The following is a 23,997-nucleotide window of genomic DNA, read 5'->3' on the forward strand; positions in this document are numbered from 1 at the left end:
AGACGACGATGACCCAGCTTCCGATCAATTCAGAGACCGCCGCCGCCGACGCCGTCAACATGGTCCGGGACTGGGTAGAGACCGAGGTACCTGCCAGTTGGCGGGCGGCCGCGGCCGAGGGGCCCGCCGCGTTGAGGTCCGTGCGCACGCCACAGGACTACCGCGACTGGTATCCGACCTTCGCCCGCTCGGGCCTGGTGGCGCCGACCTGGCTCCCCGAACACGGCGGCCTCGGCATCGGAAACGACGTCGCGCGCGCGATCGAGGGCGTGCTCGCACCGCTGCGGTTCACCCGGCTCAATCCGCTGGGGCTCAACAACGCCGCCGCAGCGTTGTTCAGCCACGGAACCGAAGACCAGCGGCGACGCTTCCTGCCGCCCATCGTCAGCAACGAGGAGAAGTGGTGTCAGCTCTTCAGCGAGCCCGGCGCGGGGTCCGACCTCGCGTCGCTGGCGACCCAGGCGGTGCGCGACGGGGACCAATGGGTGGTGTCCGGGCAAAAGGTGTGGACCACCTGGGCCGACGAGGCGGATTTCGCGATCCTGCTCGCCCGTACCGATCCCGATCAACCGAAACACAAGGGCATCACGTACTTCCTGCTCGACATGCACCAACCCGGCGTCGAAGTGCGGCCGCTGCGTCAGATCACCGGTGAGGCGGAGTTCAACGAGGTGTTCCTCGACGGCGCCCGGGTGCTCGATGCACACCGGGTCGGGGACATCAACGACGGCTGGCGGGTCAGCGCGTCGACGCTGTCGAGTGAACGCCAGATGGTGTCGGGATCGGGCTCCGGCGGCATGGGCCGCCTCGGCGGCTCCAGCGCGGAACGTTTGATCACACTCGCTCGGGAGACCGGGCGGTGGGACGACCCCGTCGTGCGCAACAAGATCATGCGGCTCTGGGCGCAGGAGCAAATCCGCGGCTGGACCAACGCGCGTGTGCGCGCGGCCCTTTCGGCAGGTCAATCACCCGGTGCGGCGTCCTCGATCGGCAAGGTCCATCAGGCCACCCTCAACCAGCAGATCCAGGACCTCATGGTGGACCTGCTGGGTACCGCCGCGCTGGCCTGGCCGGCCTCCGACGATCCGGACGCCCTGCCCCGCGAGGTACAGGGAATGATGCGCAGTCTGGCCAACGGCACCGAGGGCGGCACCACCGACATCAACAAGAACATCCTGGGCGAACGAGTGCTCGGGCTGCCGAAAGAGCCGGACCCGTGGAAGGGCAAGCCCTGGAAGGAGATTCCGCACTCTTGAGCGGCTACGAGCGACTGATCGTCGAGAAATCCGACGGCGTCGGGTGGCTCATCCTGAATCGCGCCGATGCCGGCAATGCATTCGATGCCCTCATGCTCGATGAGCTCGAGACCGCGTGGGCCCAGTTGGACGCCGACCCCGACGTGCACGTCATCGTCAACACCGCCAACGGCAAGGCGTTCTGCACCGGCATGGACGTGGTGCAGGTCGCCAGGGACAAACAGGCCATGCGCAAACATTCGCGCCGCACCCGGGACGCCGAACTGAAGATCTCGTCCTGGCACTGCGACGTGTGGAAGCCGGTGATCGCGGCCGTGAACGGGGTGTGCGCGGGCGGCGGTCTGCATCTGATCGCGGACGCCGACATCGTCATCGCGGCCCAGGAGGCGTCGTTCGTCGACCCGCACGTGTCGGTGGGACAGGCGGTCGCGTATGAGGCGATCACCCTGTTGCGCAGATCGCCGATGGAGACCATCACCCGAATGACGCTGAGCGGCAGAAGTGAACGGATTTCCGCCGAGCGCGCATACGAGTTGGGCATCGTCTCGGAGGTGGTGGCGGCCGACGAGCTGCGGGCGACGGCCGGGCGGCTCGCCGCTGCGATCGCGACCAACTCGCCCACCGCGATGCGGGCCACCAAGAAGGCGTTGTGGCATTCCCTGGAGGTCGGCCTGTCCGATGCCAGAACCGCGGCCACCGCGGAGATCTGGCGATTGCGTGATCACCCCGACCATGCCGAAGGAGTGCGGGCATGGCGTGAGAAGCGTCCAGCACGCTGGCAACCGCTTGACCCGGTGGAGGTTTCGTGACCTATCAGCGGTTGATTGTCGAGCGGCGCGGTCCGGTCGGCTGGATCATCAACAACCGGCCCGACCGGCTCAACGCGTACGACCAGATGATGCGCGAAGAGTTTCCCAAGGCATGGGCGGAACTGGACGCCGACCCCGATGTGCGCGTGATCGTGCACACCGGCAACGGCAGGGCGTTTCAGGTGGGCGCCGACGTCGAGGATCTCGACGGCGAAGGCGTGCAGCAGTTTCAGGAAACCATGCGCACGCTGGATCTCAAGTTGACGGGTTGGCACTGCAATGTCGGTAAGCCCGTCATCACCGCGGTCAACGGGGTGTGCGCGGGCGGTGGGCTGCACTGGGTCGCCGACGCCGACATCGTCATCGCGTCGTCCGACGCCACGTTCGTTGACCCGCACGTCTCCATCGGTCAGGTGAGCGCATTGGAGACGATCGCGCTGATGCGAAAGATGTCCGCCGAGGCGGTGTTACGAATGGCGCTCGTCGGCAGCCACGAACGCCTCAGCGCCCAACGGGCGTACCAGCTGGGCATGATCAGCCAAATCGTCGACCCGCCCGACAAGCTGCGCGACGTCGCACAGGAACTGGCCGAGAAGATCGCCAGGAACTCGCCGGCCGCGATGCGAGCCACCAAACGCGCACTGTGGGGCGCGCTGGAGCACGGCCTGACCGACGCGTGCCGCGAGGGTGCCAAACACCTGACATCGATGTGGGGCCATCCTGACCAGAACGAGGGCCCGCAGGCGTTCGCCGACAAGCGGACTCCCGATTGGCAACCGCTGGAGGCGGACTCGTGAGTCTTGCCGAGCTACTGGCCGACCTTCCCGACACCGCCGTGCACACGCTGGCGATCGACGTGTCACGTGAGGACCTGGCCGCGAGTGCGGACCGCCTTGCCGCGGTACTGGCCGACGCCGGCCTCGCGACCGGCCAAGTGGTCGCGGCGATGCTGCCCAACGACGCCACCACCGTCGCGGCGCTGTTCGGGACCTGGCGTGCCGGTGGTGTCTACACACCGCTCAACCCGAGGGCGGCCGATGCTGAGGTTGCCTCCCAGCTCGAAACCCTCAAACCGGTCGCTTTGATCACGACGCCCGAACTCGCCCACCGGTTCTCGGGATTCGACCTGCCCGTCGTCTCCGGATCGGAACTGGGGTGGACGCTTGCTCCGGCGACCGGCAGGACCGGCGAGCCCCGGCAGTACGACTCGGACGTCGCGCTGCTGCAGTTCACCTCGGGAACCACCGGACCCCCGAAGCCGGTGCCGCTGCGGCACACCACCGTGCTCGACCTGATCGACCGGCTGTTGGCCAAACTGCGAGGGCGGAAGACTGGCGCAGCGCAGAAGAAAATGGCGCCTATGCCCAACCTGGTGCCACTGTCGCTGTCCCTGTGGGCGGGCATCTACCAGGTGCTGTTCGCCTTCCGCGCGGGCTCGGGCGTCGTACTGATGGACCGGTTCTCGCCGGCGGACTTCGCGGCGCTGGTCAAGCGCCACCAGCTGCGCTCCACGGTGTTGCCGCCTGCGGCGTTGACGATGGTCCTGCACGACGAGTCGGTCATGGACTTGTCGCCGCTGAAGATCGTCCGCTCCATCACCGCTCCCCTGTCCCCCGTACAGGCCGCCCGGTTCCGCGACAAGTTCGGTGTGCTCGTGCTGAATTCGTACGGCCAAACGGAACTCGGCGGTGAGGTGGTCGGCTGGTCGGCGGCCGATGCCCGCGCATGGGGCGAGACGAAACTCGGCTCGGTCGGACGTCCGCTGCCGGGCATCGACGTCATGATCGCCGACGACGAGGTGATGGTCCGCACACCGACGACCGCGGCCCGCAAGATCGACCCCGCGTTCGTCGACAGGCTGACCGACGACGGCTGGTTCCACACCGGCGACCTCGGCTGGTTCGACGAGGATGGGTTTCTGTGGCTCGACGGCCGCGTGTCGGACATGATCAACCGGGGCGGGCTCAAGGTGTTCCCCGGCACCGTCGAGGAGGTGCTGCTGGCGGCCGACGGGGTACGAGAAGCCGCGGTGGTGGGCGTCCCGGACGAGCGCCTCGGCGAAGTGCCGTGGGCCTTCGTCGTACGTGTCGACGATGCGCGCAGCGAGGACGACCTGATCGCCTGGTGCCGGGAACGGCTGACGCCCTATCGCGTTCCGGTGCGTGTGGTGTTCGTCGAGCGGCTCCCGCGCAACGACGTCGGCAAGGTTCTCAAACGCGAACTCGCTGCGCTGGCCGACGCATAGGCACCGGCTCTCCGGCGAGCAGCCACGAGCGCTCAGTTGTGTACGCCGGCATCGGCGTGTCGCGTACAAGCTTGCGCGCTCGCCGCGGTCGTGGCGATCCATGGCCCCTGGAACCTTCGCGCGGATGCACAATCGGAAATGCTGCTTCTCACTTCATGAGGTCACTGCAGATGAGCCCCGACCCAGCAGTTCCAATGCGAGAATGTATCCTCTCGTTTTAGGATAGCGTCGTTGCCATCCCGTCGTGGCACGTCCTTGCCGGAGAGGAATTGACGATGACCGAGCCCAAGGCGTTCGAGGTGTGGGATGCCGACAACCACATGTACGAGACCATCGACGCCTACACCCGCTATCTGCCTGAGAAGTACTCGGAGGCGTTGAAGTTCGTCGATGTCAAGGGACGAAAGAAGCTACAGATCCTCGGTGTCATCACCGAGACGATTCCGAACCCGACCTACGAGGTGATCCCCACTCCCGGCGCGTGGGCCGACTACTTCCGTGGCATAAACCCAGAAGGTAAGACGCTGCGGGAGCTGGCCGAGCCCATCCGCTGTCCCGACGAGTTCCGCCGCCCCGACCTGCGTCTGGCGTTGATGGACCGGCAGGGCGTCGACGGCGCCGTGATGTTCCCGACCACTGCCGGCATGCTCGAGGAGCGCACGAAGTCCGACACCGAACTCACCCACGCGGTCACCCACGCATTCAACCGGTGGCTGCTCGAGGACTGGACGTTCAACTACCAGAACCGGATCTTTCCCGTGCCCGCCATCTCGCTCAACGATCCCGCACTGGGTGTCAAGGAGCTCGAATGGTGCCTGGAGAACGGCGCCAGGACGGTCCTGATCCGTCCCGCACCAGTTCCGCGCGAAGACGGCACGTCGCGTTCGGCGGCACTGCCGGAATTCGACGACTTCTGGCGGCTGGTCGAGTCTTCGGGCATCTCGGTGCAGATGCACAATTCGGACTCCGGCTATGAGCGCTACGTCGACGATTGGGAGGACGCAGCGGAGTTCAACGGATTCGCGCTGAGCAAACTGCGGGGTTTCATCTACGAGGAGAGCCGCAATATCTTCGATACCCTCGCTGCGTTCATCGCTCACGGAGTGTTCGAGCGCTTTCCCGGGGTGCGCATCGGCGTGATCGAAAACGGCGGCTCGTGGGCGCACCGTTTGTTGGACGTCTTCGACCGTGTGTACCACAAGCGGCCGTACGACTTCAGCGAACATCCCAGCGATGTCTTCCGCAGGCACGTCTGGGTCAACCCGTTCCATGAGGAAGACATGTCGCACCTCATCGACATCCTTGGCGCCGACCGTGTGATGTTCGGTTCGGACTACCCGCACCCAGAGGGCCTCGCCGAGCCGGCGGATTTCGTCAAGGAGCTCCAGAACCTGCCCGAGGACACCACCGCGCGAATTATGGGTGGAAATCTCAAGGAGCTCATCGGCGTTTGAGTCGCGAGCGCACGGTTGTTCGCATCCTGTCTCGCAGTTTGCGTACAACAAGCGTGCGCCCGCGGTCAAGAAAACCGGGCACGCAACTCGTTCTTCAGAACCTTGCCGGTGAGGTTGCGCGGCAGCGCCTCCACCAGTTGCAGGCTCTCCGGCGACTTGTGTCTACTCAACCCCCAGGCTAGGCAGTGCTCGGCGAGCATGGGCAGCGTCACCGCGGTGCCGGGTTCGGCCACCACGACCGCGCACACCCGTTCGCCGGTGCGTGGATCCGGCACCCCGATGACCGCGACGTCGGCCACCGCGGGATGGGTGGCCAACACTCCCTCGATCTCCAGCGCCGAGATGTTCTCCGCGTTGCGGATGATTGCGTCTTTGATTCGCCCGGTCACGACGACGTTGCCGCGGGCGTCGACGCGGCCCCGGTCACCGCTTCGGAACCAGCCGTCGGCGTCGAATGCGTCGGCGTTCAAGGCCTCGTCGACGTAGCCGAGGAAACACTGCGGCCCCTTGAGTCGCAACTCGCCCTCCTCGCCCGCGCCGACCTCCCGCTCAGACTCGTCGACAACCCGCACCGACACCCCCGGCACCGGGCGGCCGACCGTGTGATCGAGCACCTCCGGCGCCTCGTCCGGGCGTGGCGAGGTGGCCACCGGGAACTCGGTGAGCCCCCAGGAGTTCGCGATACCGGCAACCGAAAGCGTCTCGCGGACTTGACGTCCCAGCTCGGCAGTGATTGGTGCTCCGCCTCCGACGCAGCCACGCAGGTTCGGGAAGAGCGGCTCACTGCCGTGTTCGCGTTGCGCGGCCATGTAGGCGACGAAGAATGGCGTGGCTGTGCCGAGCAGCGTGGGCCGGTGCGCGGCGATGGCCAGCGGCCCCGACACCGGATCGAACGCGTCGAACAACACCAGTCGCATACCGGTCAACAGGCTGGCCGCCAGCATTGCGGCCCCGCCGATGTGCGACACCGGGAACGGAATCGGGTTGACATCGCTACTGGAGGCGCCCACCATGCCGACCACGCCCGCCGATCCGGCGATCACGGATCGGTCGCAGTGCCGCACGCCTTTCGGCGCTGCGGTGGTACCCGACGAGTAGTAGACCCAACGCGGCAGAGTTCCCGACGTCGGCGACGCTGGCAGTGTCGCCGGGTCCCCTGCGGGAAGGCGTAACCCGTCGGTGAGCGGTGCTTCGTGGTTGACGACCACCACCGTCATCGGCTGCTTGTCCGCAAGATCGTTGGCCAGCGCGACATGGTCGAAACCACGCCACCTGCCCGGTACGACGATGACGTCCGTGCCGAGTTGCGCTGTGGCGAAACCGACTTCATGCTCGCGCCAGATCGGCAGGATCGGATTCTGGACCGCGCCGAGGCGGGCCAGCGCGACCATCACCACCATCGTCTCCAAAGTGGTCGGCAGTTGCCACGACACCACCACCCCGTCGGCGACACCGCGTTCGGCCAGCGCGGCGGCCGTGCGCTCCGCCGCGTCCCGCAACTGAGCGCACGTAAGATGGCGCCCGAAGTCGTCGACGAGCACGACGCGATCGGGGTGGTCCTGGGCCGCCGTGTCGACCAGACCCCAATAGGTTTTGGACATCAACTGCTCGGCAGCATCATCCGCCGCTTGGCGAGGATGTTGCGCATCATCTCAGAGCTTCCACCGGAGATGGTGTACGCGCGGGACCACAACCAGCATTCGCGTAATCGCTCCTCGGCCTGCTCAACCGTCGGGTCTACCGACCCGTCCGTGCACACCGTAGCCGCAAGCTGGGCACCGTAGGCGGAAACCCGGTGATAGGTCTCGGCGAAACTCAGTTTGGCGATCGAGCCGTCGCCGGGCTGCTCCGCGCCGGCCATCAGCCGTTCGACGTGGTCGTCGATGAACGCCTTCGCCACCTCAACCTCGACCGCGAGTTCGGCGATGCTCTGCCGGATGTCGTTGTGCGTCAGCGCGGGTGCGCCGTCCACCAGCCCATGACGGGCGAGCACGACGAGGTCGTCGATCAGCAGCTCCAGCAGGATGACGTTGCCGCCGATGCCGAAGCGTTCGAAGTCCAGGCCCGTCATGATGATCGACCAGCCCTGGCCGACCTCACCGATGAGGTTGTCGGCGTCGACCTGCACCCCGGTCATGAACACCTCGTTGACCTCGATGGCGTCGCCGACGGTCCGGATCGGGCGGACTTCGACGCCGGGCGCGGACAGCGGAATGCCAAAGACCGAGAGGCCGTGATGCCGCGACGACGCCGGATCGGTGCGGATCAGCGCCAAACCCATGTCCGCCCAGTGCCCGTCGGTGATCCAGGTCTTCTGGCCGTCGATGACCCACGTACCGTCGTCCTGCTGCATCCCGCGGCTGCGTATGCCGGCGATGTCGCTGCCAGCGTCGGGTTCGCTGAGCAGCTGGCACCACACGTGCTCGCTGCGCCGGATCGGTGGCAGCAGCCGGCGCTTCTGCTCGTCGGACCCGAAGTGCAGCAACACGTGTGCGGCCAGGTTGACCTGGTCGACCGGGCGTGGTGCACGGGCCCTAAGGATCTCCTCGCTGACGATCCGGTCATGGAGCGGATGGTGATCGGCGCGTCCGCCGTATTCGACGGGCCAGTCCGCTCCCACGAATCCGGCGTCGAACAGCCCGGCGAACCATGCCCGCAACTGAGCTTCCTGCTCGGCGTTCTCGGGTGCGCGATGTCCTTCCCGCGCCTCGATGGGTGGCGCATGCTCGGCGATATGCGTGCGCACCCGGCTCCTGAAGTCGACCAGCGCCGAATCGCTCGGTCGGTTCCCGTACCCACTCACCAGCCGGACACCTCCGCGAACAGCGCCCGACTCGACCGGACGGTGCCGATCAGATGGCCGTTGGTGAAGACCCGGCGCAATTCGTAGTGCAGTGGATACTCCCAGGTGAAACCGATACCGCCGGACAGCTGCATGCATTCGTCCACCGCCGCAGTGGCTTTCGCCGCGACGAAGGCGTGTGCGGCCGTCGTGAGTGCGGTCGCACCGTCGTCGGCGGCGGCGATCGCGCGGGCCGCCTTCATCACGATGGCGCGGGCCTTGGCCTCGAGGACGAGGAGGTCGACGAGGCGATGTTGGATCGCTTGAAATCCAGCGACCGGCCGGCCGAACGCGATGCGCTCCTTCAGATAGGCCGTCAGCCGCTCGAGCGTCATGGACACCGCGCCGACTGAATCGGCGGCGATGAGCAGCCGGGCCACCCCGAGCAACTGGTCACTCCGTTCCGCTGATCCGATCAGCGTGCTCGGCGCCCCGGCGAGGGCGACGCGCCACACCGGCCTGGTGACGTCAAGGAGATCGTCGTCCAACCGGGTCCGTCGGCCATCGAGGTCCGCTATAATGTGGATTCCGTTGCGCCCCACGGTGACTAATACATCGACCTCGTCGCCGCGGATGACGCGCGCGGAGTCGTCGGCGATGGTAAAGCCAGCGGTCGCCGTGCCGGCCATCAGACGGGGCAGCCAGCCGTCCCGCACCTCGTCGGGGGCGGCGGCGATCGCCGCGGCGGCCAATGTGGTGCCGAACCATGCGGACCTGTCCTGCGCGCGCCCGAGTTCCTCTGCCACGACGCATGTTTCGACCGGCCGCCACCCGACGCCGCCCATCGACTCGTCGACCAGCAGTGCGGTCCAGTCCATCGCCGCGAGGTCTTCGACGGATTCCTTGTCTCCGCGTTCGGAGAGGAAGTCCCGCGCGGACGCCCGCAGCAGGTCGAGGTCGACGTCCTCATCCGACATCAGACGGTTAGCTCCGGGATAGCAGCTGATCGGCGTTGTCGCGCATGATCCGCTTCTTGGCCGCGTCGTCGAGCGGGTCGAGCAGCTTGAGGAAATCGGCGGGTTCGGCCAGTCCCTCGGCGTGCGGGTAATCCGATCCCATCACCAGTACGTCGTCGTACCCGAGGCTGCTGACGATGCCCGGGATGTCGTCTTCGGGGTACGGCACGACCCGGACGTGCTGCCGGAAGATCGCCGACGGCCGCTCGGTCAGCTTGCCTCCGATCCACGGGCCGTTGCGGCCCATACCGCGGCTCTTGTCCATGTGCTTGACGAAAAACGGTACCCATTCGGCGCCGTGTTCGGCGACCAGTACGTTGAGCTTCGGGAAGCGGCCGAACAGGTTGTCGAAGACCAACGCCGATAGCGTGTCCTCGATCGGCCGCTGACCGTAGATGTTCATCCACTGCCACGCCGACATGTGCCACGACGCGGGGTCAGGGTTGTGTCCCCACGCAGGTGAGATTGCGTTGAAATACCAAAACGGCATGATGTGGTACACCAGCACGCAGCCGGCCTCCTGCAGCCGCGCGTAGACCGGGTCGAAATACGGATCCCCCGGTGACCGCCCGTAGGCGGGGCCGGTCGGCAGCATCACGAACTTGGCGCCCGCCGCGATGATCGCTTCCGTCTCCGCGACCGCGGAATCGAGGTCGCGCAAAGACAACAATGCGGTCGCGTAGATCCGGCCCTCGAAGTCGAAGCCCCACTCGTCGTCGATCCAGCGGTTGAACGAGCGCAGGTTGGCGTACAGCGCCGGGGTGTCGTCGACGTAGTGTTCGGCGGCCAGCGCCATGCCACTTGGATAGATGACCATCCGCTCGACATTCTGCTTGGCCATCACCGCGAGCCGCGCCGAACGTTCGATGTACTCCGGCTGCATGGGCTGCGGCTCGTAGGATTCCTCGGGATTGCCCGAGCCCATCTGGCGCAGCATCTCCTTCAGGGAGCCGGGGCGGTACGCCACGTCCAGGCCGAGCCCGCCCTCGCTGTTGAACGTCGCGACGCGGTGACCGGCAAGGATCACCTCCACGCCGTCGGCGCCCCGCACAGTCGTGATGGCGCGGTCCTTGAACTCGCTGGGTAGGTACCGGGTGAAAGCGTCACGCGTCTCATAGCAGTGCGTGTCGCAGTCGAAGATGCCGTAATCCAAGGTCGTCACCGGGCCGCTCCTCTGTGCGAGAATGAATATTCTCTCTTTCAGGAAAAGATACTATCCTTCATCGGTAATGCCTATCCCAGGTTATCTCGATTGCATGCGATCGCTGTCGGACCGGTCACCTCTGAAAGGGGACGCCGCGCCCGTGCGTGAGGAAAACATGTCTGCACCAATGGTATTCATGGCATGCGACGGGGGCGGACTTCGTGTCCGCGGCTGAGGCGGTCGATCACGGCGACCTGCGTGACGTCGCCCGGGATTTCCTCGCCGCCCGGTCTCCGATCAGCGCCGTGCGCTCCGCGATGGATTCTCCGGGGGGGTATGACGACCAAATCTGGCGCGCGCTGTCCGTTGACCTCGGCCTGGCCGCGATCGCCGTGCCCGAACAGTTCGAGGGCGCCGGCGCGGGTCTGCCGGAGTTGGCGGTCGTCTTCGAGGAGATGGGCGCGACGCTGCTGTGTTCACCGTTCTTCGCCACGGTCGCCCTGGCGATCCCGACACTGCTCGGCAGCGGCGACGCCGCCGCGATGCGCGAGTACTTGCCCGCGCTCGTCGGCGGTGCGAGTACCGCCACCGTGATCTTCAACGGCACCCTCGACGCCTGGGACCCCGACGCGGTGACACTGACCGCGCGTAGAGACGGCACCGGCTATCGACTCGACGGTGGCGCCGATCGCGTGATTGATGGACACACCGCGAAACTGATTCTCGCCGTGGCGAACACGGAGGCCGGCACGTCGCTGTTCGCGGTCGATGCGGACGCCGACGGGCTAGGCCGCGAGCCGCTGGCGACACTCGACCGTACGCGCAAGGTCGCCAGGCTGAGCTTCGACGGCGTGACCGCCAGGCTGATCGGCGCCGACGGTGGCGCCGCGGCCGGACTGGAGCGGGCATATCGCGATGCCGTCATTGCGCTCGTCGCCGAACAGCTCGGGGCCGCGCAGCGATGCCTCGACATGGCGGTGAACTACGCGAAGGAACGGATCCAGTTCGGCCGCGCCATCGGCAGCTTCCAAGCCGTCAAACACCGCTGCGCGGACATGCTGGTCCTGGTGGAGGGCGCTCGATCCGCCGTACGGCATGCCGCCGGTCTGCCCGACGGCGCGGAGCAGGCCGTGGCGGCCTCGGTGGCCAAGATGGTGTGCTCGGAGGCGTTCCTGCAGGTTGCGCTGGACAACATGCGCATCCACGGCGGCATCGGATTCACCTGGGAGCACGACGCCCACCTCTACGTCCGTCGCGCGAAGGCCACCCAGTTGATTTTCGGCACTCCCGACTATCACGCCCAGCGCCTGGCGACCCTCGTCAGCACCTGAAAGGACAACCGTGACCGTTTCGTTCTCACTCGAACTACCCACCCAGCGGGTTGAGGCCGTAGACGAGTTCGTCTCCGCCACAGCGATAGCGGAGATCGCCCGCGCCGCCGAGGCCACCGGATTCGCCGCTGTGCACGTCACCGACCACCCGGCGCCAGACGCGAAGTGGCTCGACCACGGCGGACATCATGCCCTCGACCCGTTTGTCGCGTTGTCGTTCGCGGCAGCGGCCACCACCGACGTGAAGTTGTTGACCAACGTATATATCGCCGCCTATCGCAACCCCTTCCTGGGTGCGAAGTCGATACAGAGCCTCGCCGTCCTGTCCGGTGGCAGGCTCATTCTCGGTACTGCCGCTGGCTACTTGAAGCCCGAATTCAGAGCGTTGGGAGTCGATTTCGATACCCGCGGCGCGCTGCTCGACGAGGCGCTCGACGTGCTGAGCAAGGTGCTGACCGGAGAGGACGTCGCTTACGAGGGCACGTCGTTCAACGCGCGCGGGGTCCGGATGCGGCCACTGCCTGCGACTCCCCTGCCGGTGTGGGTCGGCGGAAACAGCAAGCCCGCGGTGCGGCGCGCGGCGTCGCGTGCCCAGGGCTGGGCGCCGTTCAACACGTTCGGCTACGCCGCGGCGTCACGAACCGCGGAGATCTCCACGCTCGAGGAACTGGAGTCCGCGATCGCATGGGCCAAGAAATACGCGGCCGAGATCGGCCGCACGGAACCGTTGGACATCTGTTTCTCCGTCGGCAACCTGCTCGATGACAGCAGGTCCACCGACGAACGGCACGCCACGATCGCGAAGCTGGAAGCTATGGGCGTGACGTGGCTGACAATAGCCCCCGACGGCGGCAACCGGTCCGAAGTCATTGATCGCGCGCGTGCTTTCGCCGAGGAGTTCATCTCATGAGGGAGTCGGCGGCGAACCCGTCGACACCGATGCGCCGATGCGCGAACAGCCAACGGCCGTCGATGGGCACCAGGGCGTCGCGATAGCGGCCCCAGTGGTCGAGTCCGATGTCGGTGTGCACAGCGAAATAGCTGCTGACTTCGACACGGTCGCGGGCAACGTGCCCGAAACGGATGCTCGACACGTGGTGGCGGACGTAAGACGGAGCCGGGCGGGCGGTGTCGGACCCCCTGGCCATCGCGGCACCGAGGCCCCTTTCGATCGCGGCTGGGCCCGTCAGCGGTTCGGCACCGCCACTGAACTCCAGGACGCCGTCGGCGGCGAAGCACTTCGCCAGCGCGTGGAGATCAAACCGATCGGTGGCAGCGGTGTAGTCGGATAGCGTCTGCCGAACCGACTCTCGGACTTCGAGCTCCCAGCTGTCCATTTGGCCTCCGTGTAAACATAAGTTGCCGATACACGATAACGTGTGTTCTCATGCCGCAACCACGCCTGCTCGACCTTCTCAACCCCGCCACCACCGCGCTGGTCACCCAGGAGTGCCAGGGCGGCGTGATCGGCCCGCAAGCCGGCCTGCCGATGCTCGCAGAAGAGGCGCGCCGAGAGGCGATTCCGAATATCGCCACCCTGCTCGACGCCGCCCGCGCGGCCGGCGTCACGGTGGTGCACTGCCTCATCGAGAAGCGCCCCGACAACCGCGGCTCGAACACCAACGCCCGGCTGTTCATGGCGGGCAAGTCCTTCGCCGCCGACTTGACGCCCGGGAGTCCCGGCGCATCCCTGCTGCCCGAACTCGGCCAGGCCCCCAGCGACATCGTCCTGACCCGCCTGCACGGCGTCGGCCCCATGACCGGCACCGACCTCGACTCGGTGCTGCGCAACCTGACCATCAGCACGATTGTGGGAGTGGGTGTTTCGGTCAACATCGCCATTACGAACTTCGTGATGGATGCCGTCAATCGCAGCTATCAGTTCGTGCTGCCCCGCGATGCGGTGGCCGGCTATCCACGCGAGTACGCGGAGTCTGTCATCGACAACACGTTGGCCCTGCTTGCGACAGTGACCACGACCGACGAGGTGGTCAAAGCCTGGAAAGGGCTCGCCGGCGCCCAACCCTGATATGGATGTTGCCCGAGCTTGGTGATAACGTCATTCTCACAAACCGCAAACGGTCATATTCGCTGCGCTGAGGAGGTCGGCTCCATGTCCACCCGGTCCTTGCCGTACCCGGTCTTCGACATCGACAACCACATGTACGAGACGACGGACGCCCTCACGAAGTACCTGCCCAAGCAGCACCGGGGCAAGGTCGGCTACGTGGAGGTGAACGGCAGGCCGAAGCTGGTCGTCAAGGACCACATCAGCCATATGATCCCGAACCCGACGTTCGAGCGGGTCGCCCGGCCGGGCAGCGCCGAGGACTACTTCCTCGGCAACAACCCCGAGGGGCTGAACTTCCGCGAGTTCGTCGGTGAGCCGATGGACGTCATCCCCGCCTTCCAGAGTCCGGCGCCCCGGCTGGAACTGATGGACGAGCTCGGCATCGACCAGTGCGTCATGTATCCGACGCTCGCCAGTCTGATCGAGGAGCGCACCACCGACGACGTGGTCCTCACCCACGCCATCATCCACGCGCTCAACGAGTGGATGCACGAGCACTGGACGTTCAACTACCAGGACCGCATCTTCGCCACGCCGGTGATCTGTCTGCCGCTGGTCGACGAGGCCATCAAGGAGTTCCGCTGGTGCCTCGAGCGCGGCATGAAGACGTTCCTGGTCCGCCCCGCCCCCGTGCCGAGTCGGTTCGGCGGCTCGCGCTCGATGGGCCTGCCGGAGTTCGATCCGTTTTGGCAGGAGGTCGTCGACGCCGGCATCCCCGTGACGTTCCACGCCGCCGACAGCGGTTACCAGAAGCACCTCATGGAGTGGGAGGGCGGCGACGAGTACCTGTCGTTCAAGCCCAGCGCGCTGCGCGAGGTGGTGATGGGCTTCCGGGCGATGGAGGACACGCTGGCCGCCCTGATCTGCCACGGTGCACTCTCCCGCTTCCCCGATCTCAAGATCCTCGTGGTGGAGAACGGCAGCGGCTGGGTGCGAAACCTGCTGCGGCTGTTGGACAAGGCCTACCGGACCATGCCCAAGGAGTTCGACGAGCACCCCGTCGAGATCTTCAAGCGCAACGTCTACATCCACCCGTTCCTCGAGGACGACATCCAGGGCATCATCGACATCATGGGCGAGGACCACGTGATGTTCGGCTCGGACTTCCCCCACCCCGAGGGCATCGGCGACCCGCTGAGCTTCGTCGACCGGCTCGAGGGCCTGTCCGACTCCACGAAGGCGAAGATCATGGGCGGCAACGCGATCGAGCAGTTAGGACTCAACAGGGTTCCGGCATGACGCAGACGCTGCCGAAGGAGTACCAGGGCGTCGCGGGATTCGCGACGCACGTCGGCGAGCACCTGGGCTACAGCGGATGGCACCAGGTCACCCAGAAGGAAATCGACCTGTTCGCCGAGGCGACGGGCGATCACCAGTGGATCCACGTCGATGCTGAGAAGGCCGCAAAAGGGCCCTACGGCAAAACAATCGCCCACGGCTATCTCACGCTGTCGCTCGTGCCCATTCTCGTGCAACAGATCTACAAGGTGACGGGCTTGTCGATGCAGGTGAACTACGGTGTCGACAAGCTGCGGTTCCCGGCGCCCGTTCCGGTCGACTCACGCATCCGCGCAGGTGCTGAGCTTATCGAGGTGGAGCGCACCGACAAGGGCGCCAGGGCCACGGTGCGGGTGACCGTGGAGGTCGAAGGATCGGACCGACCCGCCTGTGTGGTCGACACCATAGCCGCGATGGTCGGCTGACCACTCTCCTCGCGGGACGCGCCCGTTAGTTCGGAACGAGGGTGAACGGCATCTCGATGAAGAGCGGACGGTTGACGCCGCAGGCGCCGCTGGGCCCGGTAGCGGTGTCCCAACCGACGTACTTCCCTGAGGAATTGGGGTCTTCGTAGAACTTGAAGATCTGTTTGCCAGGCGGCGTGGTGCCGTCGGGGCATCGTACCCAGTTGTCGAGAACGCGAGTCACGAACCACATTCGGCTGATGTAGACGATCTCGGCCGACCACCCGTGGTCGGAGGTGACTGTTCCTGTGCAGTCGTATGCGCCGGTACACGACGAGGCGATTGTCCAGGTACTCACCACAGTCGCTTCGGCCCTACGGGTCTCATTGCTCTTGGCCCAGAAACCGTCGGATGTTGCGATATAAGTTCCGTTGAGTGCCGGGTTCACAGAAGCCGATACCGGCGGAGTCGCCACGTTGCCTGCGACGGTCGCGATCAGCACGACCGTCACGGCTTGAATCCTCCTGAGGCTCATGGTGATACCGCAGGCGGCGCCATCACGAGGTCCTTCCAGCTGGTCGGCGTGTGCGCCGTCACCAAGCTCGACTGCTGGTGCATGGTCCCGTCCGGCGCCATGTAGCGACCAGTGCCGGGATCATAAGTGGCGACCGCGACCGGCAGCGGTGAAAGATGTCCGCTTGACGAGGAACTCGGTGCTGCGGGCACGGCGCCGCCACCGCCTGCGACGGGCGGAGCAGCGGGTGGCGCCGGCGCTCCGGAGGCGGGCGGCGGCGGAGCTCCCGGCGCCGGCGGGGCTCCCGGCGCCATTGGGGTGCCCTCGACGGGTGCGTAGATGTGGGCGTCCAGGTCAACGCGGTCATCCGGTGGTACACCCTGGGCGATGAGGTTCGGATCCATGGGAGCCGGGCCGAGCGCATGCTGCCGCATCGCCAGCGGTTCGTAGGGCTTGTCGCTATCGCAGATCTCCACTGTCGGCGCGCGCTTTCCCGGATGCGCCATGCAGGGTAGATTTCTCGCGCCGCGCACCAGGATGGGTGAGTCTTGCGGAAGCTTGCAGTACAACCCCTCCGGGGTGTCGACGGTGGTGGTGTCTGCCGGTGAACGCCATTGCGACGGCGGCAGGAACCCCACCGTGCACGACGGCGGATCGCTCATCTGGATTCGAAAGTTGCCCAGCGGGAGGCCCGTCGCATTGTTGTGGGGAGCGATGGCCTGCAGATCGGCGAAGAACGGCGGCACCAATACCAGCAGCTGTTCCAGTGAAGGCAGGTAGGTGACCCCGACCTGGCCGAGGCTGGACAGGTTCGCCAGTAGTACCGGCAGAGTTGGTCTGACACTGTCCAATAGCTGCGAAACTTCCTGCAGCGCACTCGGTGTCAACTCCAGTATGGTGCGAATCTGCGGGTCGTTCTTCACGAGCTGTTCGGTGACGTTGGCCAGGCTGTGCGTCCAGGTGCGGGTGTCCTGTTGCGATTCGACCTGACCTTCAAGAAGTGGTCGGCTGTCGTCGATCAGGCTGCGAAGCTGACCGGCAACACCGCGACTGTCGGCTGCGATCGTCGCCGAGGAGTCCACGAGTGACCCTAGGTCGAAGCCCGCGTCGTTGAGGCCCTTGGCTGATTCGTCGAGCAGGACGGCGATCTTGTCCTGTGGAATGCTGGCGAGCAGGGCACTCGCGCTGTCGAGCATGGGTCCGACGGGCTGCGGAACTTCGGTGTCGCTCACCGAGATGATCGAGCCGTCGTGCAGGTACGGTGGTGAAGCGCTGCGCGGTTTGAGGTCGACATACTGCTCCCCGATCGCCGAAACGCTCCGGACCGCTGCGACGAGATCGCTGGGGATCTTGGGAGACGTCTGTAGCGACAGCGTCGCCCGAGCACCTGTCGCCGTCAGTTCCACGTTTGTGACCTTGCCGACCTGCACACCTCGGTACGTCACGTTGGCAAGCCGGTAAAGACCTCCGCCGCGCGGCAATTCGACGGTGACGCTGATGCGCCCGATTCCGAGCAGAGTTGGGGCCTGCAGATACGTCACCACCATCATCGCCACACCCACCACCGACGCGATCGTGAAGATGACCAACTGTGCGCGTACAAGACGTGTCAGCATCAGCGTCCTCCGCTGGAGGGAACCGCGGCGTCGGCTGGGGGCGGCTCGCCGGGTGCCGGTGCGGGTTCCGGCGCGGTCGGGTCTGCCGCCGGTGCCGGCGGCGGAGATGCGAGCGGCGCGTTCAGCGGATTGGCGTAAAACGCGTCATAGCCGGGGTCCCCCGGGGCCGGTACCAACAATGCATGTGGATCGCCCCACCGCGTGCCCGAGAGCAGCGTGCGCTTGAGCCGGGGCACTGTCAGGTCGAAAACCGCGAACAGGTTCATGTAGTCACCGCGGATTCCGCGGTCGATGAGGTTCTGCCCGAAGGGCATGACCGGCAAGAAAGCCAACGCGGTATCAATATCGGGACCAACGTCGGCAAGCGCTCGTACAGTGGGCTCGAGGTTCGACAAGGTGGCGACCAGATCGGTCTGCGTGTCGTTGACCACGCCCACCGTGGTCTGGCTGAACGCGCGCAAGCGGTCCAATGCCGTGGTGAACTGCGGGCGTTGGGCAACCAACACATCCAACGCCGGCGGGATCTCGTCAAGGGCCTGTCGTACGACATCCCGTTGGGCGACCAGGGCTCCGGAAAGCCGGTCGAGGGCCTCGATGGACGCGATGACGTCGGCGCGCTGGTCGTCGAACACCCCGATGAACCTGTCCAACCGCGTCAGCAAGTTCCTGGCTTCGGGTACCCGCCCGCGCAAAGCCGCGTTGAAGCTGTGGATGATGTCGCCGATCTGCCCAAGACCGCCTGAGTTGACCACCGTCGACAAAGTCGACAACGTTCGCTCTGTCGAGGGGAACGCCGACGCCTGCGACATCGGGATGGTCGCGCCGGGAAGCAGCCGCCCCTGAGGGGCTTGACCCAGCGGGGGATCCAACGCGACATGCATCGACCCGAGCAGACTGGTCTGGCCCACTCGCGCCTGCACATTGGCGGGAATCTGCACTTCAGGGCGTACCGACACCTCGACGTCGGCGTGCCACCCCTTGACCCTCATCTTCGCGACACTGCCGACAACGACATCATCGACCATCACCGGTGAATTCTGCTCCAAGGTACCTACATTGGAGATCTCGACATGGTAGATCGCAGCGTCAGGGCCCCGTCCGGCCGCTCCGGGCAGCGGCAGCGAGTTGAGGCCCTGAAAACCGCACGCCGTCGCGGTCAGCATCACGCACAGCAGCGCGGCGGCTTTGCGCGTCGTTGCACCGACTTTCATCAGGATGTCCCTTCACGTGCTGGCTGTTCAGCTGGGAGTGGCGCAGCGGCAGATGATTGCGGCGCGGGTGGCAGCAACAGGTCCGGCAATCCTGTCGCGGCCGTGGGGGCCGGAGGTGGCGGCGGCCCGTAACCGGGTGACGGCGGAACGTCACCCACACCGGTGTAGGCGGATACGGCGGGCGGTGTTTCGGGTGGCCCCGGCGGTGCGCCCGAACCACCCGGTGCGAGCGCGGGATCGGTATAGACGAAGTCTTCCGGCGGCGGGATGGATGCCAGCAGCGGGTTGAAGGGAAACGGAAGGTAGTTGAAGTTCATCAGCCGCAGCGCCGGCCCCAGATACTGGGCACACAGTTTCGCCGTCTCGGATGCGGTGGTGTTCTCGATGGCGCCGATCGCCCCACATAGGAACTGGACCGGGCTGCTGATGTTCGACAGCGTGAAGATGCCGGTGGCTCCCCCGTCACGGGGATCGAACATGTTGAGCGTGTTGGCAATCGCCGTCGGCGCGACGTGAAGAATCTGCTCGAGATCCTTCTGATGGTCGACCACGTTCTGAGTCACGTTGGCCAGTCGCTGAACCTGTTCGGCGGTCTGGGTGCGCGTCGTCCTGACGAAACGCTCTACCTCGCCCACAACTTCAGACACGTTGGTCAGCGCAGCGTCGAGGTCCGATTTACTTCCGTCGAGCACACTGGTCAAAGTCGCCAGTCGGCCTTGGAATTCGACGATTTGCGTGCTGCTGTCCCGCAATGCGGTGATGAAGGTATGCAGGTTCTTGACGATCTCGACGATGTTGCCGCTTCCGTCGGCCAGGATGCGCCCGACGCCCGACAGTTGCGCCAGCGTTTGACGCAACTTGTCGCCGTTGCCTGCCATCGCGTTGGCCGCGCTGTCGATGAACCGGCCTGTGGCCGTGTCGGATCTCCCGCTGTTAGGGCCCAATTCCGTTGCCAGCCGGGTGAGTTGCGTCTTGACCTCGTCCCACTCGACGGGCACGGCGGTCCTACCGAGTGGAATCTGGGCGCCATCGGCCATCTGCGGTCCGGTGTCTCGATAGGCCGGTGTCAGCTGTACGTACCGGGCCGAAATGAGATTCTGCGCGACGATGACCGCCTTTGCGTCGGCGGGAATGGGCACGCCTCGATCCACGTCCATGGTCACGCGGGCGAAGGTGGCCTGCGGGTCGATCGACGTGATGGTGCCGACTTTGACACCGGCGACGCGTACCTGGTCACCGGGGTAAATCGCAGTCGCAGAAGCGAAATCGGCGGTAATGCTCTTCGGGGCGAAGAGAGCCCGATTGATCAGGAAAGTGGTCGCGGCGATCAATGCTATCGCCAGCAAGCCGGCCGTAGCGGCAGTCAACGTCCTGCGACTCATCGGCCCCCCTGCTGCTGCACTTCCGGAATGCCGTTGTATGGGAAGGGGATCTCAGCCCGTGGACCGGCATTGTCTGGCGGTTGGCCGGCGTTGGTTCCTCGGCGGAAACCGAATGCGTAATCCAGGAAGGGTTGCAGAATCGAGCCTTGCGTGAGGTTCGGGATGTATCCGACGTAATAGGGACCATTGGCGACCAGTTCGCTCAGTCCGCTCTGGAACTTCGCCAGACCGGGAATGGCTTTGGCGATGTTGTCACGGTTCTTCTCCAACATCGCCGTGACGGAGTTGATCTTCTCCAGCGTCGGGGCCAGCTCCTTCTCATTGTCGGCGACGATGGCTGACACTTGCTGTGCGAGAGCTGATGTCGCGGCCAGCAGATCCACGATGGCGCGCCGACGCTCGACGAGTACACCGGTCAGGTCGTTGGCGTTGAGGATCAACGTGTTGATTTCGTTACTGCGCTGGGAAAGGATGCCTGTGACGTCGGCAGCGTGCTTGAGCAGCTCGGCCACTGTTTCGTTGCGGCTGTTCAGCGACGCCGACAATCGGGTCAGCCCGTCGAATGTGGGTTTCAGTTGTGGCGCGATCTGGTCGATCGTGGCGGACAGGACATCAAGTGACTGGTTGAGCGACTGCGTGTCGGTGGCTGCGGCATTGGTGGTGAGATCGCCGACAGCGTCGGCAAGTGAGTAAGGCGAAGACGTTCGCGATTCCGGTATGCGATCCAGTGATGACATCGTGCCCGAGCCGGCGGACTTCAGCGTCAACACTCGCTCGCCGAGTAGGGTTCCGGTGCGGATGTGGACAGTCGTCTGCGATCCGAGTTCGACGGTGCTGTCGACGGTGAACGTGACGACCGCCAGGCCACGGTCGAGCGACACATCGGAGACACTGCCGACTTTGAAGCCGGCGATCTTAACGTCATTGCCGGGTACCAGGCCGCCGGCTTCGGTGAACAATGCCTGGTATCGGATAGCAGTGGCCCAGGCAACCAACCTCTCAGGCTGCAGGCCGACCGCGATGATCAGAACAATCAGTACGGCACCGATGAAACCGGAGCGGATCAGCCTTCGGCCGCGATACCTGTTCATGGGTTTTCCGCGCACCTCCCGGTGTCCTGCTTGATCCACGGAAAGACCGCAGTGCGACCCTGCAGATCGGTCACGCGCCAGGTGACGCCACACAGGTAATAATTGAAAAAGCTTCCGTAAGCGCCCATCCTGGCGAGCTTGCGGTAGTTCTCGGGCGACTTCTGCAGCACACCGTCGATGAGATCCTTTTTCTCATCCAGCGCCGGCGCGAGACGGTTGAGCTGGTCCACCGTCCCGGCCAGCGGACCCCGCACCTGTCCCAACAGCCCGGCCAGCGACGCTGTCCCGTTGCTCAGCGCGACTATCGCGTCACCGATCGGCTCCCGCTCTGCCGACAACTCACCGACCAGGCGCCTCAGTTTCTCGATGGCGCCGGAGAACTTTTCGCCGTCGGCGGCGAGAGTGGCCATCGCGCCGTTGAGGTTATCGATCAACTGCTCGACCACCTGGCTGTTGTCGGCGAGCGCATTGGTGAACGACGAAGTCCGCGACAACAGCGATTCGACCGTCCCACCTTGACCCTGCATGATCTGAATCAGTGCGGTCGTCAACTCGTTGACATCTTGGGGATCGAGACCTTGCACGACAGGCTTGAGCCCGTTGAGCAGAACATCTAGGTCCAGCGCGGGCATGGTGCGCTCGGCGGGGATCTGCGAACCGGCGGGCAATATTCGGGTGTCCCCCGGGCTGTCGACGAGTTCCAGGTAGCGGTCCCCCACGAGATTGAGGTAACGGACTGCCGCGCGAGTGCCAGTCGTCAACACCACGTCACGGTTCACGTCGAAGTCGACCAGCACCGACTTGTCGGGACGCAGCGCAACGCGGCTGACCGCGCCAACCCGGATGCCGGCGACCCGTACAGAGTCGCCCTCGGCGAGGTCAGACACATCCGCGAAGATCGCCGAGTATTCGTCGTTCGATCCGCCCCGGTACTGGCCGAAGACAGCCACCAGCGCGGCCGTGAGCACCAGCATGACCGTCGCGAACGCCCCGAACTTCATTGCGGTGGGCCATATCCGGTTCATCCGGGCATACCGATCTGGGCAGTGTTGCGCGGTGGGCCGTCAGGTGGTCGGCCCAACAACCATTCCTTGATACCGGCGGCATTGAGCGCGATCCCCTCGTTGCCGTACTCGTAGGGGTTGGTGCCGACGTCGGCAACGACGTAGGGCGGCCTCGTCTCGTAGGGCACGCGCGGCAGGCCGAGACACTGCGGTCCACCCGTCGCCGCGACTTTCGGCAGATCGGACGGGTATCGGTACGGATCAGCACCCCACACCAGGCTGGCCATGACCTCGGCGCCGGGAACCCGTGCAGGCGGCACCTGCGCAAGCTCCACCGCTCCGGCGAGCGCGCTGTAGAGGGCCTGGTTGTATTCGCTTGTCAGCGCCGTCACGGGCGCCAGTAGGTGCAGTACGTCGGCCAATGGACGGTGGTTTGTCGTCAGCACATCGTTACCGATCTCGCTGAAGCCAATGACACTGACCAAGAGCGCGTCGAGGTCCTGTTGCTCGTCGACAATGGTTCGGCTGATCGCCGTTGCATCCGCGGTGACGCTAAGCAAGTCGGGGGCGGCATCGGCGTAGGTGTTGAGCACATTCGGTGCGACGGCCAGGTCATGGCTCAGGGTTTGCAGGCTCGGTTCCAGCGCGGCCAACGTGGCGTCCAGATCGCTGATGACCTGGCCCACCTTCTCTCCGCGACCGACGAAACCAGACGACAATGCACTCAGTGTCTGATTGAGATCCTCCGGCCTGATGGTCGACAACAAAGAGGTGAGCTGCTCGAAGACCGTGTTTAGCTCGACAGTGACGTGGTCTCCCTCGATGACTTGACCTGCGTGAAGTGGCACCGACGACGGGTCCGGCGGCGATGTGAGCTGTACGAACTTTGCACCGAACACCGTCGATGACGCGACGTCGACCTTCACATTGGACGGAATCAGATGCAGTTGAGAGGGATCCATCGCCAAGTGCAGCGCCGCTACACCGTCGGACAATTGCTCGATCGTGGCGACGGATCCGACCTGGATGTCGTTCATCTTCACCTTGGCATCCGGATTCATCACCAGTCCGGCCCTGTCTGAAATGACCGTCACGGGAACGGTTTCCGTTAACGATCCGCGGAACAGACCAACTGCCAATGCCACGATTGCGAAGAGTCCCACGCCGGTCATCAACCCCGTCAAGGGCCGTATGTACCCGCGGATGTCGAAGTGGTGCCCCGCGCGACCCCCGACCGGTGTCGTAGACCCTGAGACCACCAGACGAGGGAGCGCGCTGTGGTCGATGTTGCCCGTCAACTTCCCCCTTTAGCCTGACGAGTCGACAGTGCCTGCCTCGGGGCTTGCGTATCCACCGATGGCAGTAGGAACTGAGCGCCCCACCGCAGGC

At 65.3% G+C, this 23,997-nt stretch carries 22 protein-coding genes; 10 read left to right on the top strand and 12 right to left on the bottom strand.

Annotated features, from left to right (window positions below; all coding sequences use genetic code 11):
- Positions 1–8: 8 nt before the first annotated feature.
- The 5 genes from AU187_RS20765 to AU187_RS20785 all read left to right on the top strand — a co-directional run bounded on the left by AU187_RS20765 (position 9) and on the right by AU187_RS20785 (position 5,764).
- The gene (locus AU187_RS20765; protein WP_059100928.1) at positions 9–1,256 is read left to right on the top strand and encodes an acyl-CoA dehydrogenase family protein; all 1,248 of its coding nucleotides are present in this window, start codon (positions 9–11) and stop codon (positions 1,254–1,256) included.
- Positions 1,253–2,065, top strand: a complete 813-nt coding sequence (locus AU187_RS20770) for an enoyl-CoA hydratase/isomerase family protein (protein WP_059100929.1) — start codon at positions 1,253–1,255, stop codon at positions 2,063–2,065. The genes AU187_RS20765 and AU187_RS20770 overlap by 4 nt, the downstream gene beginning before the upstream one ends.
- Positions 2,062–2,862 (top strand): enoyl-CoA hydratase/isomerase family protein, encoded by an 801-nt coding sequence (locus AU187_RS20775; protein ID WP_059100930.1) that lies wholly within the window; start codon positions 2,062–2,064, stop codon positions 2,860–2,862. The genes AU187_RS20770 and AU187_RS20775 overlap by 4 nt, the downstream gene beginning before the upstream one ends.
- A complete protein-coding gene (locus AU187_RS20780; protein ID WP_059100931.1) occupies positions 2,859–4,310 on the top strand; it encodes a class I adenylate-forming enzyme family protein in 1,452 nt (483 codons plus the stop codon). The genes AU187_RS20775 and AU187_RS20780 overlap by 4 nt, the downstream gene beginning before the upstream one ends.
- A gap of 275 nt (positions 4,311–4,585) precedes the next feature.
- Positions 4,586–5,764: an amidohydrolase family protein gene (locus AU187_RS20785; RefSeq protein ID WP_059100932.1), complete on the top strand. Its 1,179-nt coding sequence runs from the start codon at positions 4,586–4,588 to the stop codon at positions 5,762–5,764.
- A gap of 65 nt (positions 5,765–5,829) precedes the next feature.
- Here the strand turns inward: AU187_RS20785 and AU187_RS20790 are convergent, their stop codons facing one another.
- The 4 genes from AU187_RS20790 to AU187_RS20805 are packed head-to-tail and all read right to left on the bottom strand — an operon-like array spanning position 5,830 to position 10,724.
- On the bottom strand, positions 5,830–7,365 hold the full coding sequence (locus AU187_RS20790) for a class I adenylate-forming enzyme family protein (protein WP_059100933.1): 1,536 nt from the start codon (positions 7,363–7,365) through the stop codon (positions 5,830–5,832).
- Positions 7,365–8,567: an acyl-CoA dehydrogenase family protein gene (locus AU187_RS20795; RefSeq protein WP_059100934.1), complete on the bottom strand. Its 1,203-nt coding sequence runs from the start codon at positions 8,565–8,567 to the stop codon at positions 7,365–7,367. Before AU187_RS20795 ends, AU187_RS20790 begins: the two co-directional genes overlap by 1 nt.
- On the bottom strand, positions 8,564–9,523 hold the full coding sequence (locus tag AU187_RS20800) for an acyl-CoA dehydrogenase family protein (protein ID WP_059100935.1): 960 nt from the start codon (positions 9,521–9,523) through the stop codon (positions 8,564–8,566). Before AU187_RS20800 ends, AU187_RS20795 begins: the two co-directional genes overlap by 4 nt.
- 7 nt (positions 9,524–9,530) lie before the next feature.
- The gene (locus AU187_RS20805) at positions 9,531–10,724 is read right to left on the bottom strand and encodes an amidohydrolase family protein (protein WP_059100936.1); all 1,194 of its coding nucleotides are present in this window, start codon (positions 10,722–10,724) and stop codon (positions 9,531–9,533) included.
- A gap of 203 nt (positions 10,725–10,927) precedes the next feature.
- Between AU187_RS20805 and AU187_RS20810 the strand changes: the two genes are divergently transcribed.
- Entirely contained in the window at positions 10,928–12,037 is a 1,110-nt protein-coding gene (locus AU187_RS20810; protein ID WP_059100937.1) for an acyl-CoA dehydrogenase family protein, read from the top strand.
- 10 nt (positions 12,038–12,047) lie between these two features.
- Entirely contained in the window at positions 12,048–12,947 is a 900-nt protein-coding gene (locus AU187_RS20815; protein ID WP_059100938.1) for a TIGR03619 family F420-dependent LLM class oxidoreductase, read from the top strand.
- Here AU187_RS20815 and AU187_RS20820 read toward each other — a convergent pair.
- Positions 12,937–13,374, bottom strand: a complete 438-nt coding sequence (locus AU187_RS20820; protein ID WP_059100939.1) for a nuclear transport factor 2 family protein — start codon at positions 13,372–13,374, stop codon at positions 12,937–12,939. The genes AU187_RS20815 and AU187_RS20820 overlap by 11 nt on opposite strands.
- A gap of 50 nt (positions 13,375–13,424) precedes the next feature.
- Here AU187_RS20820 and AU187_RS20825 point away from each other — a divergent pair, with 50 nt between their 5' ends.
- The 3 genes from AU187_RS20825 to AU187_RS20835 all read left to right on the top strand — a co-directional run bounded on the left by AU187_RS20825 (position 13,425) and on the right by AU187_RS20835 (position 15,811).
- Complete coding sequence (locus tag AU187_RS20825) at positions 13,425–14,066, top strand: cysteine hydrolase family protein (protein ID WP_059100940.1); 642 nt, start codon at positions 13,425–13,427, stop codon at positions 14,064–14,066.
- A gap of 84 nt (positions 14,067–14,150) precedes the next feature.
- Positions 14,151–15,347: an amidohydrolase family protein gene (locus AU187_RS20830; RefSeq protein WP_059100941.1), complete on the top strand. Its 1,197-nt coding sequence runs from the start codon at positions 14,151–14,153 to the stop codon at positions 15,345–15,347.
- Complete coding sequence (locus AU187_RS20835) at positions 15,344–15,811, top strand: MaoC family dehydratase (protein ID WP_059100942.1); 468 nt, start codon at positions 15,344–15,346, stop codon at positions 15,809–15,811. The genes AU187_RS20830 and AU187_RS20835 overlap by 4 nt, the downstream gene beginning before the upstream one ends.
- A gap of 25 nt (positions 15,812–15,836) precedes the next feature.
- Here AU187_RS20835 and AU187_RS20840 read toward each other — a convergent pair whose 3' ends face one another.
- Genes AU187_RS20840 through AU187_RS20870 form a run of 7 tightly spaced genes read right to left on the bottom strand, consistent with a single transcriptional unit; the run spans position 15,837 to position 23,906 of the window.
- Entirely contained in the window at positions 15,837–16,301 is a 465-nt protein-coding gene (locus tag AU187_RS20840; RefSeq protein WP_231740387.1) for an Rv2253/PknI dimerization domain-containing protein, read from the bottom strand.
- A 20-nt stretch (positions 16,302–16,321) separates the two neighbouring features.
- Entirely contained in the window at positions 16,322–17,920 is a 1,599-nt protein-coding gene (locus AU187_RS20845; RefSeq protein WP_059167238.1) for an MCE family protein, read from the bottom strand.
- On the bottom strand, positions 17,920–19,131 hold the full coding sequence (locus tag AU187_RS20850) for an MCE family protein (RefSeq protein WP_082683939.1): 1,212 nt from the start codon (positions 19,129–19,131) through the stop codon (positions 17,920–17,922). The genes AU187_RS20845 and AU187_RS20850 overlap by 1 nt, the downstream gene beginning before the upstream one ends.
- Positions 19,131–20,513: an MCE family protein gene (locus AU187_RS20855; RefSeq protein ID WP_059100945.1), complete on the bottom strand. Its 1,383-nt coding sequence runs from the start codon at positions 20,511–20,513 to the stop codon at positions 19,131–19,133. The genes AU187_RS20850 and AU187_RS20855 overlap by 1 nt, the downstream gene beginning before the upstream one ends.
- On the bottom strand, positions 20,510–21,604 hold the full coding sequence (locus AU187_RS20860) for an MCE family protein (RefSeq protein ID WP_059167239.1): 1,095 nt from the start codon (positions 21,602–21,604) through the stop codon (positions 20,510–20,512). The genes AU187_RS20855 and AU187_RS20860 overlap by 4 nt, the downstream gene beginning before the upstream one ends.
- Complete coding sequence (locus AU187_RS20865; protein ID WP_059100947.1) at positions 21,601–22,629, bottom strand: MCE family protein; 1,029 nt, start codon at positions 22,627–22,629, stop codon at positions 21,601–21,603. Before AU187_RS20865 ends, AU187_RS20860 begins: the two co-directional genes overlap by 4 nt.
- On the bottom strand, positions 22,626–23,906 hold the full coding sequence (locus AU187_RS20870) for an MCE family protein (RefSeq protein ID WP_502687784.1): 1,281 nt from the start codon (positions 23,904–23,906) through the stop codon (positions 22,626–22,628). The genes AU187_RS20865 and AU187_RS20870 overlap by 4 nt, the downstream gene beginning before the upstream one ends.
- Positions 23,907–23,997 lie beyond the last annotated feature (91 nt).

It is taken from the genome of Mycobacterium sp. IS-1556 (genome assembly GCF_001499985.1).
Taxonomy (GTDB): Bacteria; Actinomycetota; Actinomycetes; order Mycobacteriales; family Mycobacteriaceae; genus Mycobacterium.